Consider the following 15,581-nt stretch of genomic DNA (forward strand, 5'->3'; position numbering starts at 1 on the left):
TTCAACCCGGCCCTCGAGAAAAAGCTCCCCGGGGAGGGGCGAGCGCTCGCGTGTGCGGCGCGGACCGGCAAAGAACATGACCCACGTTAAGAAGACGATGTTTTCGTCGCATCAGCCGCCCTTTGGACGGAACAGGCCGCAGGGTCGCACGTCTCATTTATCATCCACCTCAGGAGATTGATCATGGCAGACGAACAGAAGGATCGTGAGCAGCAGGGCGGCGCCGGGCAGGACCGCGGCGGGCAGGCCCAGCAGGGCGGAACGAACGACAGTCAAATCCAGCAAGACCGCGGCCAGCAGAAGCAGGACCTGAATCCGGATCAGCAGAACCAGGGTCAGCAGGGGAGCGGCCAGCAGCCGGGGACCGGCGGCAGCGGTCAGGAACAGCAGGACGAACAAGGCAGCGGCCAGCAGGGCAGCGACAACAGCAATCGCCAGCAGGAACAGCAGGAAGCAGAACGGCGCGCCGAAGGCGAAAATCGCGGCCGCGACGAGAACGCTGGCGGCAATAACTGATACCCCACGGCGTCTCCTTCGCCGCTGGCCGGGTCCCTGGCGGGACCCGGCCATTTTTTTGACGGCGGACTTTCCCTCTCGGCGATCGGACCCATATCCACCACCGATGCGTGGCGCCAGATCCTTGCCTATTCGTCGAACTGCCGGGGCCGGACGGTAGCTCGTCGAATAAAGGTCGACCTCGCCGTAGGACGACGGGAACTCAAGGTTCATGTCTGAGGCATGCTCGTCCTGCATCTCGAGTGCCCTCGGAACAAGATCGGCGAGGGAGAGGGTTTGATGCGAGATTTTAGCGGAAGCCGGCTTTTCACAGCCTCGATCCTTCGCTTTCGGATTCTTCTGTTCGCCCTGGCCCTCGCACATGGGTCGCCTGCTGCGTCCGCGGCGGCCAACTCCGATCAGGTCGACCAGATCGTCAGGCGCCAGATGGAGTTGAACCGGATTCCGGGAGCGGCGGTGGCGATCGTCGAGCAGGGACGCGTCATCAAGATCGCAGCTTATGGTACCGCCAACATTGAATGGGACACGCCGGTCGGCCTCGATACGCGCTTCCAGCTCGCGTCAGCCACGAAAATGTTCACGGGGCTGCTCCTGATGCGGCTCGTCGAACAGAAAAAGCTTCGTCTCGACGATCCCTTGACGCGGTGGTTTCCGAACGCTCCCGCAAGCTGGTCGAGCATTCGGGTGAGGCAGCTTGCCGATCATACCTCGGGGCTCGCTGAACAGTTCGGCGCGACACGCGACGCGAAGCTCGACAAGATTGTCGCAACCGCCATGGCCGATCCGCTGGCCTATGCGCCCGGAACCGAGGCGCGCTACGGGTTCACGGATTTTGCCGTGCTGCGTGCCGTGATCGAGAAGGCAGGCGGTGATAGCCTGCCGCGGCTGATGACCTCCGAATTGTTCGATCCGCTCGGTTTGCGCGAAACGGGCTTCGCGAACATGAGCGATGACGGCACGGTCCGGATCGGCGATATCGTGCCGCGCCGCGTTCAGATCTATGGCCTGCAAGGCGACCGGCTTACGATCAGCGACTTCTTCTTCGCGCCGCAAGGCTATGGTGCGGGAGGACTTTATTCATCGATCGGCGACTTGGCCAAGCTGTTCGCGGCTATCGACGAGGGGCGACTGCTGCGGCCGGACAGCTTGAGCGAGGTCGAAATGCCGGCGACATTGGCGAACGGGCAGCGCGCGCCGTTCGGACTGGGCTGGATTGCGCGGCGATATCGGGGCACCGAAATTGCCGGACATAGCGGGGGCCCCGCGCTCGCCGACATCTGGCGCGCCGAGGACCGCAAGCTCACGGTCATCGCGCTGACGAACCAGCAGGTGCAACATCCCCTGCTGGCGGAGGCCATCATGGATATGATCCTGCCGCCCGTGCCGCCGGAGCCGATCGTCGCGGACAATCGACCCGAGATCGCGGCGAATATTCGCGCTGCTGTCGTCAGGGCCGCTGCCGGCGACGACAGCGCGGCCGCAAACGCCTTCGCACCGTCAGGGAAGAAGGCGGCTGACAGTCTGGTCTCGCCCTTTGCTCGCGCGATGCTTCGAGGCATGGGCCAGCTACAAACAGTTGAACTGATCGAAGTCAGACCGGATGGCGAGCGCAGATACCGGCTCGGCTTTGCGCATAAGGCCGTGGTGTGGCTCGCATCCGCCGAGGCCGATGGCCGACTGTCCCGCTTCCGTCCTGAGTGACATGGCCCTCCGGTCGTCGCTGATCATGGCCCCGCCATCCACTCGCAACGGCGGCGGGTTGGCGACGCGATGATAAGCGGCGTTAAAAGCGCGGTGAACACGGCCGCCGAATGAATATCGGTTGCCCGAATGACCATGCGGAGACCAACCGCACGGTGGGCGTCGGTGTGATCGGCTCTTCGAATGGCTTTCGGGACGTTCTGGCCGTGCCTGCGATGATGCGGTCTGGCCGGGCAGCGGCGGCCTGAAAATCAGAGGACGGCGCGAGAGGGACCAGTCTGCCCGCGCCGCCCTCATAATGCCGTGCGCAGTTGTGGGGACGCGCGGCACTTTGGAAAATTCCTATCGCTTTCGATCTCGCCGCATCTTCGTGACACGCAGGCCAGCAATGCCCGCGCGTGCGAGCGAGCGCCGCCAACTATCGAGTTCTTCCTGGCTGAGCTGGTACCTCCGGCAGGCGTCCTCGAGATCAAGGAGCCCTCCGTCGATCGCAGCAAGGACGTCGGCCTTGCGCCGGGCGACCCAGTGGGTCGTGGATGTTGCTGGCAGGTCCGCGATCGTAATCGGGCCCGTCGCGCCAGCAACCGATGTCGGTCTTGTTACCAATTCGAGCACCGCGAACTCTCCATTCGCGCGGCTGGCGCCGCTTGATGTGCCCCCCGCGCAAAATATGCGCGGGCGAGGTTAACGGAATCTTGCCAAATGCCGGCGTTTGCGACCAGCGGTTGACCGCGGCGGGTCAGATTGTCACCGGGTCAGCGGCCCGCATCTCCGATCAATGAAAAGGGCGCCCAGGCGCTCGGATGCGACCAGCTTTTGAGATAGGGATCGTCGCGGGTGTCACCGCGGATCTCCCGCTCGACGCGTTGTAGCGCTTCCGCGCGCGACAGGCCCGGATGGGCGCGCAATATCTCGAACAGGCGAACGGTGAGAACGGCTGCCACATCGTCGCGGACCGGCCAGTGCGAGGCGAGCAGGCTCTCCGATCCTGCAAAGAAGAAGGCTCTTGCGAGGCCGGAAAGGCCGGGCGCTCCGGCCCGGCCATCGCCCGCCGCGGTGTTGCAAGCCGACAGGATGACCCACCCCGCACCGGCGTGAAGCGCCGCCACCTCGCTCGCGGTTAGATAGCCATCGTCGGCGGGGCTGGCAGCGGTTGGAGGCGTGAACACGAGTCCCGGTTCGCCGATGTCGCCGACCTCGCCCGCGACAAGGCCGTGCGTGGCGAGAAAGAGCACCGATGCCGATGCGAGGTCGGCCGCCTTCACATTGGTCTCGGTCGCGGCACCGGCCAGGAACAGCTTCGTCTTGCCGGGACCAACGAGCGCCTCCATTGCTTTCAGTTCCTTCTCGGTCCCGGGAAGCCGCGCCAGGCGGCGGAGCGCTGCGGGATCGGCAAGTCCGGCCTCGCCGCTTGATGCCCGCCAGATGCTGCTGGCGTTCGGCGGGCCGCCGCGCGCTGTGCGAACGCGTCCTTCGACGCCGCGCGTGGCAGCATTTCCCTCGAGCAAGGGATCGCCGAAACCGATCATGCTGGTTCCCGGGCCCGTAGCGCCGCGGCGTGCAACCGTCCGGAGGAGCTGAAGCGACTGGAGCGAGGGAAGCTGGACGATCGCCGCCGTGTCCGCGAACCAGGGCGTTGCGCGCAGGATCGCAGGGTCGCCGTCGGAGCCCGCCGGTCTCTCGGTAACGAGAATGCCGAGCGGCAGCGAGGAAATCGAACCGGTCGCCGACGTGAAGAGATGCCGCTTGCCGGAAAGCGCCTGGGCGACGGGAGCAATCAACGCTTCGTAGAGGCGAAAGGCCGTCCCGCGATCGAACGGAAAGTCGCCTTCGCCTTCGGCGGACCAGCGCTCCTCTTCTTCCGGCGTAACCTCGATATTCGCGCCGACGTCCCAGAGCAGGCGGCGAACATGGCCGGCAAGCTCCGTCTCGGTCATCGCGGAGCGATGCCACTCGATGCTCTCGCGCGTCAGAACAAGGCTGTGCGTACCGCGCGGCGTCGGCACGATCATCAAAAAAGCCTCGTCGTCGGCCAGCAAGGCCCGGGCCGAGGGCTCGTCCAGCAGTGCCGGCTTGACCAGTTCGAAATAGCCGGGCGTCGCCGCCGTCAGCCGCGCGTCGATCGCCTCGAGCTCGGCATTTGCGCTGCCGATCTCCTGCCAGAGCGCGCGGTCCGCCTCGCTGCCGGTCTTCATGCTCTCGCTTCTCGCAAAGAGCGCGCCGATTTCGGCGGCCTTGGCATCGCGATCCGCAGCCAGTCCGGCGGCGCCCGACGCCGCCGCCGCGCGTGTCGCCGCCGAGCGCGCCAGCGCGCGCGACGTGCGGCCGGCCATGATGTCCTGGAGAATGAGGAGAGCATCGGATCTCGCCGACGGGTCCGTCCCGGCGGCCTCCCAAAGCGCATCGGCGTAAAGGCGCGACCATTCGGCGAATGTCTCTTCGCCTGTGTGGGTGGACGGGTCTCGCTCGGCAAGCTCGACCATCTGCTCGTCGAGCACGCCGACGCCGAAGCCGCGCCGGTAGGCGAGGGAGGACGCCGCGGCGATACGCGCCGAGGGAAGCGCGGCGGCGGCATCGCCGCCATGGATCGCCAGCCTGGCATGCGCGGCGGCCGCCATGCCAAGCGCCTTGCCCTCGACCGTGCGGCCGCGGGGCACGTTGTGCTCGGCCGCGTCGGTCAGGCTTGTGCCGCTCGGCCAAGCTGCCAGCACGTCGGCCAGGATCTTCACGGCATCGGGTCCGCGGCCGTCTTCGGCGAGGGAATGCGCGAGCGCGCGTACGGCATAAAGCGTGTCGCTCGAACGATCGCCCTGAAGCTTGCGGCGGATCGCGAGCGCGCGCGTGCGCAGCGCCGCATCCTCTCGCCATCGCTTCTCGGAATAATATTCGAATGCGAGGAGCTGGAGGGCATCGGCATGCGCAATGCTCTCCTCGCCATGATATTCGGCTATGATCCCGGCACGTTCGGTGAGCAGGGCGATGCGCGCCGACTTGTCGCTATAGGGCGTCGCGCTCTGTCGCCGCTTGATGTCCGCGATACGCTTGTCGAACTCGGCTTTGCGGTCATCGTCCTGCGCTTGCGGCGATTGCGCTCTGACAAGCGGCGCGTAGGTCAAGCCGGTCAAGCAGCTTATCGCCGCAATCATTCCGAAAATCTTGCGCATCGCCATCCGCCCCCGCTGATCCTAAGTCAGCTAGCCGCTCGTCGCCGGAACGGCAATGCGGCGGCGGCGATTTGGCGTTTCCGTCCAATCGCTTTCCGGACCCTCGCCCTAACAGCGCCCCGCGACCCAGGAGAGCTCGACCTTGCGAGAGGCGAATTCTTCATCTGGCGCCCGCCCGGATTGTTCCGGGCGGGCGCTTTTTTTGGGGGCGGGTGGCAGCGATGCAGCGGAAGCATGCGCCGACTGGGCTTCGCGAACGCCGGGCAGGATACGCGCTGTGGTTTCAGCCCGTCCAATCATCTCGTTCGTGCTGGGCAAGGCGTCCCGGCGCTTAATTCACAACTGCAGCGCCGCAGGCGGTTTTTCAAAAAGGGAGAGATGGCCGGCTCCTCCGTGGGAACTGCGAGACCGGGGGAGCGTTCGGGCTGAACGGCTATCTCGGGACGCACGCTATGAACAGATTTCGGCGGCTGGAAACTTTCGCGCGCACCGGATGGTTCGCTCGCGGCGTCGTCTACTGCTTGCTCGCCTATATCGCGATCGGCGGCTCCGGCGCTTCCGACCCCAGTCCCCAAGCCGTATTCCGATCTGTGCGCGACATGCCAGGCGGACCGATCCTGCTGTCCCTGCTTGCAATGGGGTTGGCGTTATATGGGGCGTATCGTCTCTACGGTGCCGCGCTCGACAGTGAACAGAAGGGAGACCGTGCGAAGGGCATCGCGATCCGCATCGGCTGTGCCGCGAGCGGCATAGCGCATTTTCTGCTCGCCTGGGCCGCGCTTCGGCTTGCGACCGGCGGAACCAGCGGAGGTGAGGGTGAGCGTGAGAAGGCGGCGGCCGGCATGCTGCTCGATATACCCTTGGGCGGCGCGCTGCTCGGTCTCATCGGTGCCGCTTTCCTGGCAGCTGCCGCGCATCAGATCATCAAAGCCTGGACCACCGAGTTCGCGGCCGATCTCGATCCGCAGGCGCCCGCCTGGGCCGTCCCTGTGGGCCGCGCGGGCTTGGCGGCAAGGGCGGTCGTTTTCGCCGTGATCGGTACATCGCTCGTTCGCGCGGGCTGGTTCGGGGCAGCGGGCGAGGTCAAGGGACTGGGGGACGCGCTGTCATCGCTCACCGACAATCCCACCCTCTATCTTCTTGTCGCCGCGGGCCTGTTTCTCTTCGGCGTGCACAGTTTTGTCGAGGCGCGGTGGCGCCGCATTCACGACGAGGATATGGTTGCGCGTCTCGCCTCGGCGCGGCGCCGATAGTCCGGCTAGTCCGCGAGGTCGGATGTTCTGTTCTCAGCACATGGCACGCGGGATGGCACGCTCTGGTCGTCACCGCGCTTTGACCTTCAACTCCAATTATTTTTGCTGGCCTGCGAAGCCGCAGGATGGTGAAAAGTCGCGCGAGCGCGCTCGCTGTCTTCATGACCCCGATCGCCGATTGGCGGGTTCAAATCCGATGATGCGGATCTCGTCGCAACCGATTGGCCCGCGCGGCGTTAGGGGCTTGGACAACAAGGGAGAGCCAAGATGAAGAAGATGATTATCCTGTTCGCGGCAGCGTCGGCGTTGAGCCTTGCAGCATGCCAGAGCCCTGCGGCCGACAAGGTCGAGGACCAGGCCGAAGCGAAGGCGGAAGCGATCGACGACCAGGCCGATGCGATGCCCGACGGCCCGGCGAAGGAAGCCATGGAGCAGAAGGCGGACGTCGTCGAAGAGCAGGGCGAGGAAAAGGCCAACGCGATGGACGACAATGGCGAAATCGCGCCGTCGGAAAGCGGCGTCGGCGATACCCAGAAGAAATAAGTCTGCCTCCCCTAAAGGGCAGGGTGGAGGGCGCCGGGTTCCGGCGCCCTTTGTCGTATGGGAGGTGCGGGGCGCGTGCTGCCCTGTGTATACCGTCCTTCTCACGGGCTTTGCCGCGCAGCAGCTATGAGTAATGCGGGAGCGATATAAATCGAATAACCTTCCTCGATTTGCGGGGTCCACCCGCAACTATGCCATGCCTCGATCATTTCTCCAGTGCGGGGATAAGAGAAAGGGACTGCAATGAAACCCACCGATACCGACGCCACCCACATTCTTGCGGCCGACCACCGGACGGTCGAAGGCCTGTTCGAAGAATTCGAAAAGGCGACGAGCAAGGACCGGAAGGCGAAGCTCGCCGAGACGATCTGCACCGAACTCAAGATCCATGCACAGATCGAGGAAGAGGTCTTCTATCCGGCGCTGAAGGGCAAGATCGACGACGACCTCTTGAAGGAAGCCTATGTCGAACATGACGGCGCGAAGGTGCTGATCAACGACATCGTCGCCTCGGGGCCCGAAGACGAGTTTTTCGAGGCAAAAGTCACGGTGTTGTCCGAAGAGATCAAGCATCATGTGAAGGAAGAAGAAAAGCAGCACGACAATATGTTCCAGCAGGCACGCGCCGCCGATGTCGACCTCGACGCGCTCGGCCAGGCGATGCTCGCGCGGAAGGAAGAATTGAAGAAGCAGGCCGAGACGGCCGGGCTTCCGCCCGCCGAGCTCGTGACGATGTGAGCCATGCCATCGCTGATCGACGAGCGTCTCGATCGGCTCGCCGCAGCGCTTGAAGGCAGCAAGCTGCGGTTCGCCACCGCCGAAAGCTGTACCGCGGGGCAACTCGCGGCGGCTCTCGGCGGCCATGCCGCGCTCGGATCGCATCTTGAGCGCGGCTATGTCGTCTATTCGGTGGACGCCAAATGCGAGACGCTCGGGATCGAGCGAGCCCAAGCCGAGCGATGCGGCGGCGTGACCATGGAAGTGACCGCCGAACTTGCATCTGCGGCACTAAGGGAAAGCCGCGCCGACATCGCGATCGCGATCACCGGCTTTTGCGGGCCGCAGGAAGATGACGAGGAGGTTGGTCTCGTTCACATCGCCTGGCGCGGCGAGGGCCGCGGCGGCGAGACGACCTTTCATTTCGGCGATATCGGCAGGCGGCAGGTCCTGGATAGGGCGGTGGCCGAGGCCATCGATCTGATGGAGAAGATCGCCGCCTAGTCCGGCTTCTTGCTTATGCTGTACGGTTAGCCTGCGCGCCGATCTCGCCGGTCGCCCCACGGGCGCGAGGCTCATGGTGACGACGGGCCGGAAGGTGGAGAACAGGGGAGGGGGCTGGTAAATTGACGCGCGCTTCCCCATCTTGGAACAAAGCCAAAACGCCAAGGGCTCGGACCGTGCGGCGCGCGGAATTGCGCGGCTAAGTCTTTGTGCGGATCTGTCATCCCCTTGAAAGAATGAGTCCTCTGATTTGTCCAAAATCGTGAATGGTGCCAGCCTCCAGCCGCGTTCGGGCGGGGCGCCCAAAAACATTGTAGTGCTTCTCCATGGTTTCGGTTCGAGTGGCACCGATATGATCTCGCTCGCACCTCAATGGCAGGAGGCGCTTCCAGATACGCTCTTTCTGGCGCCGCATGCGCCGCAGCGCTGCGGCATGATGGCAAGGGGCTATCAATGGTGGGGCTTGTCGGGATTTGCGCCGTCTGCGCTCGCAGCGGGAGCTGCTCTCGCGGCCCCGGCGATCGACACGTTTATCGACCGCAAGCTCGCGCAATATGGCCTGACCGACGAAAACCTTGCGCTGGTCGGGTTCAGTCAGGGCACGATGATGGCGCTCCACGTCGCGCTGCGCCGGCCGGGGCGGGTAGCTGCCGTCGTCGGCTATTCGGGCTTGCTGACCTCGGCGGCCGAACTCGCGCATCGGGATTTTTCGAAACCCCCGGTCTTACTCGTGCACGGAACCGCGGATCCGGTGGTTCCGGTGGCGGCACTTCATATGTCCGAGGCCGAGCTGAAGCGCCTTGGCGTCGAGGTCACGACGCACATCTCGCACGGCGTCGCGCACACGGTCGATCCCGTCGGCTTGAAGCTTGGGCGCGATTTCGTGGCAGAGGCCTTCGCTCGCTCGTAGCGATCCTGATCTGACACGAAAGGCTGCCGAGACGATCGAGGGACCGGGCTGGCCGGGCTCTGGTCCGGTCGCGGCCGCCCCCACGCGTGCGAAAGCCGAAACTAGATACTGAAAATCGGCCGCTCCGCCGATAGCGTGATCGGAGTAATAGTCTCGAATTGAGAGCGATTCTTTGTCCGGTTTGGCCGGAAAGGGGTGTAAGTTCATCCGCGTGTTGCTAGACTGTTCCCCTGATGCGAACCGGTCTCGATCACCTTCCTCCCCACAAGCAGCGCGAGCTCGAACGCGTGGTGCAGATCATCTTCGAAGAGTTCGACGACGCCATCTCGCGCGCCACGATGGGCTGGAAGAAGAAGGGCCGTATCTCGAAGATCATCCTCTACGGCAGCTATGCGCGCGGCGGCTGGGTTGACGAGCCGCACACGGCGAAGGGCTATCAATCGGATTACGACCTGCTCGTTCTCGTCAACGACAAGAGGCTCACCGACCGCGTCGAATATTGGTCGAAACTTGACGACCGGCTGAATCGCGAGTTCGGGATCACCAAGACGCTTCGCACGCCCGTCAATTTTATCGTCCATGCTCTCGGCGAGATGAACGAAGGCTTGGCACAAGGACGCTACTTTTTCCTCGACGTGGCGCGCGACGGGATCGCGCTTTATGAAGCGCACGACAGCGAGTTCGCCGAGCCCAAACCGATGACGCCGCACGCGGCGCTCGATGCGGCGCGCGAGTATTTTGATGAGTGGTGGTCCGCCTCAAAACGAAAGCTCAAGCTAAGCAACGATGCCATCGATCAGGGTTTCACGAATGAGGCTGCATTCCTGCTGCACCAAACCGTCGAGAGTCTTTACCACTGCGTTTTGCTTGTCCGAACCTTCTACACACCGCACATTCACAACCTCGCGTTTCTCCGCACGCAGGCCGAGGGAATGGACGCACGCCTGATCGACGCTTGGCCGCGTGAGGCCAAAGTCGATCGCTCGCGGTTCGAGAAGCTCAAAGCAGCTTACATCAAGGCACGCTATTCGAAGCATTATCGGATCAGCGAAGAGGAGCTCTCTTGGCTCGGGGAGCGCGTCGAAAATCTGGCGGCAATCGTCGAGATGATTTGCCGCGAAAGGATCGCAGAACTCGAGGAGACGGCGCGGGACGCGGGCTAGGGTTTCGAGCGGCCGGTTTGCGCCTGACAATGGTCATTCAATTGGGAGCTGGCGTGAGCCCGAAAGCGGACGCTAGTAATCGCCCCGTGAGCTGACAGATTCGAGAGGGGTCTCAGTCAAGTAGAGGGCGTGCAGAAGTTAGTTGAAGCAGACCTCCACTGCACGCAATTCGTAGCGATCAGCTAAAAGCCACGCAGGCGAAGAGGGCCGCCTGATCCACCGAGCGACGGCCCGTGAATGAGTCCGATCCGGTGCGAACCCGTATTAAGCCTTGTAAGTAGCGATCAATTGCCCACACATTCCGTTAGCTTGGCGGCGCACTCGAACACGCGGCCGGTCCGGAGCAGGGGGATGAGTTGACGAGATTCAGGTTTCTGCACGCAGCCGACATCCACCTCGACAGCCCGCTGCACGGCCTGTCGAGATATGAGGGCTTGCCCGTCGACGATATCCGCTCGGCGACGCGCGCAGCCTTCGACAACCTTGTGCAATTCGCGATCGACGAGGCGGTCGACTTCGTCGTGATCGCGGGCGACCTCTTCGATGGCGACTGGCGTGACATGGGCACTGGCCTCTACTTCGCGAAGGCGATGGGGCGGCTCGACCAGGCGGGCATCCCGGCATTCGTGCTGGCCGGCAACCACGACGCTGCTTCGGTGGTATCGCGCACTGTTCCTTGGCCGCCCAACGTCCATCTCTTTGGTTCGAGGCGGCCCGAGACACACCGCCTTGCCCACCTCTCCGTCGCGGTCCATGGCCAGAGCTTCTCGACGCCGGCGGTCACCGAGAACCTTGTCCTCGCTTATCCGCCGGCCGAGCCGCACGTCTTCAACATCGGCATGCTCCACACGGCTCTGGCCGGCCGGCAGGGGCACGCGGACTATGCCCCTTGCAGCGTTGAGGACCTGCGGTCGCGCGGCTACGACTACTGGGCGCTCGGTCACGTTCACGAGTTCGAGGTCGTCAGCGTCGAGCCGTACGTCGTCTTCCCCGGTAACGTGCAAGGCCGGACCATCAGGGAGACCGGTGCTAAGGGCGCGGTCCTGGTCGATGTAGCCGACGGCGAGGTAGCGTTGGTGGAGCGGGTCGAGCTCGATGTGATCCGCTGGGCGCGTCTCGACGTGAACTGCGCCGGCGCGCACATGGACGACGTGGAGGACCTGCTGCGGTCCGCGCTCGTAGGCGTCCACGGCGCCAACGCATCTGGTCGGCCGCTGATTGCCCGCGTGACGCTCGTCGGCGAGACGGCGGACGCCGGCGCGTTCCGCGACCGTGCCGCGACGCTCCGCGACGACGTCCGCGCGATTGCGTCGTCGATATCACCCGACTTGTTCGTCGAGAAGGTCAGGGTCGAGGTGAGCGAGCCGGCGCGAACGACAGTAGCGGTCGGCGAGGATCTCGGCGCCATGATCTACGGGGCGGCGGCCGATCCCGGCCTCGTGTCTGAGATCGGCCGCGACCTCGAACGCTTCTTGCTTGCGGCGAGCTCTTCACTGGGCGAGCCCGATGATGGCGAATTGCGGCTGGCGGCCACGCGGGGTGACTGGGCGGCAGTCCTCGGCGCCGCGTCGACCGCGCTCCGGTCGCGCCTCATGAGGGAGAGCTAAGCATGCGCTTCTCCCGCCTCTCGCTCGAACGCTATGGGCGCTTCGAGGACTGCGAGCTGAGCTTCCGTGCCGGTAGTCCCGACCTCCACGTGATCTACGGCGAGAACGAGGCCGGCAAGACGACGTCGCTGGCTGCGGTTTCGGACCTGCTCTTCGGCTTTCCCCAGCGATCGCCATACAACTTCCTATTCGACTATTCGCTGCTACGTGTCGGCGCTGTGCTCGAGGACGGCGGCACGACGCTCGCATGCCGCCGGAAGAAGGGGACGGGCGGCACGCTGGTTGGTGCCGACGACGCCGCGATCGACGAGGGGCCGCTCGCCGCGATGCTTCGCGGCCAGACCCGCGACACGTTCAGCCTCTCGTTCAGTCTAGATCAGGCGGCGCTCCGGTCGGGCGGACAAGCCATGGTCGAGGCGAAGAACGATGTCGGTCGCACGCTGTTCGCTGCGGGGTCTGGCCTGACCGGTGTATCCGACGAGCTGCGCCGCCTGGAGTTAGAGGCCGACGCTATCTGGGGCCCGACGAACCGCGGCAGCCGCACGTTCACGCACGCCCAGCGCCAGCTTACGGAGGCCGCGAGGATAGTGCGCGACGACGCGTTGAAGCCAAAGGCTTGGTCGGACGCCAGGCTCGCCACGGAGCGGACGCGCGAGGCGCTGGAAGCGGCGCGCCGCGACCGTGATGCGGTCCAAACCGAGGCCAGGTCCGCTGAACGCGTGAGGCGTGTCGCACCGCTCGTCCGGCGCCGCGAAGAGCAGTCGGCGGCGCTTGCCGACTATGAGGGGGTCGTGGATCTCGGGCGTCAGGGCGAGACCACCGCCGAGGAGCTGATCCGTGAGGCAAATGAGGCAGTGCGCGCGATTGCGGCTGCCGAGAGCCTGTGCGCGGACATCGCAGACCGGCGTGCTGCCGTATCGACCGACGCGGATGTGCTCGGGGAGGCGGAAGAGATCGATCGCCTCGTCGCGGAAGCGGGCGCCGAAATAAAGGCGAAGCGCGACCTGGTCGGCCTCGAGGCGGAGCACGCTGACGCGACGACGGCGGTCCGCCGGCTCCGCGCCGAGGCTGGCCCGAACGCCGATGCGGCGCTGCCGCGTGAACTCGCGGCGCGGCTGCGGGAGCTCTCCCGTATCGACGGCGAGCAGCGCTTGGCCGCGCGCCAGGTCCATGAGGAGCGGCAGCGCATCGATGAGCGGCGGGGTCGTGCGGAAGCGGCGCTTGCCGCTAATATAATCGGCGACGCCGACGACACGTTATCGTCAGCCGTCGATGAGGCGCGCGCGCTGGGCGCCGACGCCGACTCCCGCTGCGACGCCGCCCGTCGCAGGTTAGATGTCGCCAAGCGCGCCGCCGCCGACGCGCTTGCCCGGCTCGCGCCGTGGACCGGCGACGCGGATGCGCTCGCCCGCCTGCCCAAGGTGGGTGCCCCGGAGATCCAGGAGGTGCGCGACGCCTTAGCGGCATTGGTCGCGGACATCCGTCGCGAGAAAGAGGCCGCCCAGCGCGCGTCGGACCAGTCTTCGGCCTCAGCGCTTGAAATCTCTCAGCTAGCGACCGGGACTGCGGTATCGGCCGAGGACATCCTAGAGGTACGGGCCGAGCGCGACCGTCTTTGGGGGCCGCTCCGTGATCACCTCGTGGATGGCGCGGTCCTCGCGTCTCCAGCAGACGCGGTCGCGGATTTCGAGACGGGCATCGCGGCGGCGGATAGGCGGGCGGATTCACGCTACGCGGCCGCCGACACTTCGGGCAGGCTGTCGCTGCTGGAGCGGACGCGGGCGTCGCACGATCTCGCAGGTGAGCAGGCTGCGGCCCGCGCCCGGTCGGCGCGCGACCGTCACGATCAAGTCCTTGCTACCTGGCGAGGGCGGCTGGGCGATGCTGGCTTGCCTGAACTAGAGCCTAACAGGTTCAGTTCCTGGCAGGCGGACCGCGACGCGTGCGAAGCGGCGCACACCGAGCTGCGCGGTTTGGTTTTGGAGGCCGAGCGGTCTGAATCCAAGCGCGACGCGGCGCGATCGGCGCTCGCCGCCGCCCTCGGGACCACGGATGCACCCGGTGCACTCGAGCCCGTGCTCGCCAAGGCGGAGGCGCGCCGGGCGGCGTTCGAGGACATCGCGCGTAAGCGTCTACTGGCGCAGGCGGAGCTGGATCAGGTAGGAATCGAGACCATCGCGCTCGACCGAAGGGCTCGCGCGGCGGAAGACGCAGCAACGACGAACGCCGCAGCTTGGTCTGCGGCGTTGGCCGAGGCGAGCCTGGACATCGATGTGACCGCCTGCGGAGCCGTGCTCGATCTCCTCGACGAGCTTCGCGAGGCGTCTTCCTCAGAAGCGCTCCTTCGTCGTCGAGTCGATGGCATCGCGCGCGACACCCGGGATCACGCGGCGGCGGTGGGGGAGCTCGCTGACACGCTCGGCATCGCCGAAGGCGAGGTGCCCGAGCGTCTCCGCTTAATGCGGGACAGGCTCGCGGCGGCGCGGATCGCGGCGACGCTTCACGGCTCGCTGGATGAGGAGGGCCGTCGCCGCCAAGGCGAGCTGCAGGAGGCGCAGGCAAAGCTGAGGGCGACCGATGTGGCCCTTGCCCCATTCTTGTCGGAAACCGGCGCGGCGGACCGGACTGCGCTCGGTGCGTTGATAGAGCGCTCAAGTGCGAGGCGCGCGTTGGTCGAAGGGATGGCAGCGATCGAAGGCGCGATCACCGAGGCCGGCGACGGTCTCGGACTCGACGCACTAGTCGCCGCTGTTCAGGCGACCAATCCGGATCAGATCGCGTCGCAGCTGGCAACGCTGGGATCCCGTCTCGATGACTTAAACGCGGCCGTGGACGCGGCGGCGACTGCACACGGCGACGCCCGTGCCACCTTCGCGGCGCTCGACACGGGTGGCACCGCCGCCGTCGCCGCGGCCTCCGATGCCGAGCAGGCCCGTTCGGAGCTGGAGGTCCTCGCCGAGGACTACATTCTGAAGCGGACGCAGGCAGTTACGTTGAAGTGGGCTATCGAGAGGTATCGCGAGCGGCATCAGGACCCGTTGCTGCTGCGCGCGGGCGAACTCTTCTCGACCCTGACCACTGAACGCTACGCGACGCTCAAGGTGGACACCGACGGCCCCACCCCCCGGCTCCGGGGCATGCGCGACGACATGCGGACGATGGTCGACGTCGACGCGATGAGCGAGGGCACCACAGACCAGCTGTTCCTCGCACTGCGCCTCGCTGCGCTTGAGCAGTCGGTCGCGGCCGGGATCGCCCTACCGTTCCTCGCCGACGACTTATTTGTGAACTTCGATGACCGCCGGGCCGAGGCCGGCTTCCGGGTCTTGGTCGAGGTGGCCCGGAGCACTCAGGTGCTGTTCTTCACCCATCACCCGCACCTCGTCCAGATTGCAAAGTCGGTGGTCGGCGCCGAGCTCCATTCCGAATGTACGCTGTCGTGATCGGATGGGTGATTTTTTTTCCGGATTTTCCGCGTCGGTCTTCGCTCATGTCTCTGAGGT

At 65.4% G+C, this 15,581-nt stretch carries 12 protein-coding genes; 9 read left to right on the forward strand and 3 right to left on the reverse strand.

Translation table 11 applies throughout. From position 1 onward, the window contains the following. Positions 1–153: 153 nt before the first annotated feature. Positions 154–879: a hypothetical protein gene (locus tag GGC65_RS20040; protein WP_192648765.1), complete on the reverse strand. Its 726-nt coding sequence runs from the start codon at positions 877–879 to the stop codon at positions 154–156. On the opposite strand from GGC65_RS20040, the gene GGC65_RS20045 reads away from it, so the two are divergent. Further along, a complete protein-coding gene (locus GGC65_RS20045; RefSeq protein ID WP_225940928.1) occupies positions 796–2,217 on the forward strand; it encodes a serine hydrolase domain-containing protein in 1,422 nt (473 codons plus the stop codon). The genes GGC65_RS20040 and GGC65_RS20045 overlap by 84 nt on opposite strands. A 342-nt stretch (positions 2,218–2,559) precedes the next feature. Here the strand turns inward: GGC65_RS20045 and GGC65_RS20050 are convergent, their stop codons facing one another. Together GGC65_RS20050 and GGC65_RS20055 are read right to left on the reverse strand one after the other, a co-directional pair. After that, positions 2,560–2,832 carry a DUF1153 domain-containing protein gene (locus GGC65_RS20050; protein ID WP_192648767.1) on the reverse strand — a complete coding sequence of 91 codons (273 nt, stop codon included), beginning with the start codon at positions 2,830–2,832 and terminating at the stop codon, positions 2,560–2,562. Positions 2,833–2,972: 140 nt separating this feature from the next. Then, on the reverse strand, positions 2,973–5,342 hold the full coding sequence (locus GGC65_RS20055) for a CHAT domain-containing protein (protein WP_192648768.1): 2,370 nt from the start codon (positions 5,340–5,342) through the stop codon (positions 2,973–2,975). A 491-nt stretch (positions 5,343–5,833) separates the two neighbouring features. Here GGC65_RS20055 and GGC65_RS20060 point away from each other — a divergent pair, with 491 nt between their 5' ends. The 8 genes from GGC65_RS20060 (at position 5,834) to GGC65_RS20095 (ending at position 15,521) form a co-directional block, all read left to right on the forward strand. After that, positions 5,834–6,634 carry a DUF1206 domain-containing protein gene (locus GGC65_RS20060; protein ID WP_192648769.1) on the forward strand — a complete coding sequence of 267 codons (801 nt, stop codon included), beginning with the start codon at positions 5,834–5,836 and terminating at the stop codon, positions 6,632–6,634. A 267-nt stretch (positions 6,635–6,901) separates the two neighbouring features. After that, positions 6,902–7,177 carry a hypothetical protein gene (locus GGC65_RS20065; RefSeq protein ID WP_192648770.1) on the forward strand — a complete coding sequence of 92 codons (276 nt, stop codon included), beginning with the start codon at positions 6,902–6,904 and terminating at the stop codon, positions 7,175–7,177. A 243-nt stretch (positions 7,178–7,420) separates the two neighbouring features. Continuing rightward, positions 7,421–7,915 carry a hemerythrin domain-containing protein gene (locus tag GGC65_RS20070; RefSeq protein WP_192648771.1) on the forward strand — a complete coding sequence of 165 codons (495 nt, stop codon included), beginning with the start codon at positions 7,421–7,423 and terminating at the stop codon, positions 7,913–7,915. Positions 7,916–7,918: 3 nt separating this feature from the next. Continuing rightward, on the forward strand, positions 7,919–8,398 hold the full coding sequence (locus GGC65_RS20075; protein ID WP_192648772.1) for a CinA family protein: 480 nt from the start codon (positions 7,919–7,921) through the stop codon (positions 8,396–8,398). A 262-nt stretch (positions 8,399–8,660) separates the two neighbouring features. After that, positions 8,661–9,308: an alpha/beta hydrolase gene (locus GGC65_RS20080; RefSeq protein WP_318780238.1), complete on the forward strand. Its 648-nt coding sequence runs from the start codon at positions 8,661–8,663 to the stop codon at positions 9,306–9,308. 233 nt (positions 9,309–9,541) lie between these two features. Beyond that, entirely contained in the window at positions 9,542–10,471 is a 930-nt protein-coding gene (locus GGC65_RS20085; RefSeq protein WP_192648774.1) for a HEPN domain-containing protein, read from the forward strand. Positions 10,472–10,827: 356 nt separating this feature from the next. Continuing rightward, positions 10,828–12,078, forward strand: a complete 1,251-nt coding sequence (locus GGC65_RS20090; RefSeq protein WP_192648775.1) for a metallophosphoesterase family protein — start codon at positions 10,828–10,830, stop codon at positions 12,076–12,078. 2 nt (positions 12,079–12,080) lie between these two features. Then, a complete protein-coding gene (locus tag GGC65_RS20095; RefSeq protein ID WP_192648776.1) occupies positions 12,081–15,521 on the forward strand; it encodes an ATP-binding protein in 3,441 nt (1,146 codons plus the stop codon). Positions 15,522–15,581 lie beyond the last annotated feature (60 nt).

Source organism: Sphingopyxis sp. OAS728 (assembly GCF_014873485.1).
Lineage (GTDB): Bacteria > Pseudomonadota > Alphaproteobacteria > Sphingomonadales > Sphingomonadaceae > Sphingopyxis.

Coding starts and splice junctions, on each gene's coding strand:
- GGC65_RS20045 (WP_225940928.1), top strand. CDS start 796: ATGCGAGATTTTAGCGGAAGCCGGCTTTTCACAGCCTCGATCCTTCGC.
- GGC65_RS20040 (WP_192648765.1), bottom strand. CDS start 879: ATGTGCGAGGGCCAGGGCGAACAGAAGAATCCGAAAGCGAAGGATCGA.
- GGC65_RS20060 (WP_192648769.1), top strand. CDS start 5,834: ATGAACAGATTTCGGCGGCTGGAAACTTTCGCGCGCACCGGATGGTTC.
- GGC65_RS20065 (WP_192648770.1), top strand. CDS start 6,902: ATGAAGAAGATGATTATCCTGTTCGCGGCAGCGTCGGCGTTGAGCCTT.
- GGC65_RS20070 (WP_192648771.1), top strand. CDS start 7,421: ATGAAACCCACCGATACCGACGCCACCCACATTCTTGCGGCCGACCAC.
- GGC65_RS20075 (WP_192648772.1), top strand. CDS start 7,919: ATGCCATCGCTGATCGACGAGCGTCTCGATCGGCTCGCCGCAGCGCTT.
- GGC65_RS20085 (WP_192648774.1), top strand. CDS start 9,542: ATGCGAACCGGTCTCGATCACCTTCCTCCCCACAAGCAGCGCGAGCTC.
- GGC65_RS20095 (WP_192648776.1), top strand. CDS start 12,081: ATGCGCTTCTCCCGCCTCTCGCTCGAACGCTATGGGCGCTTCGAGGAC.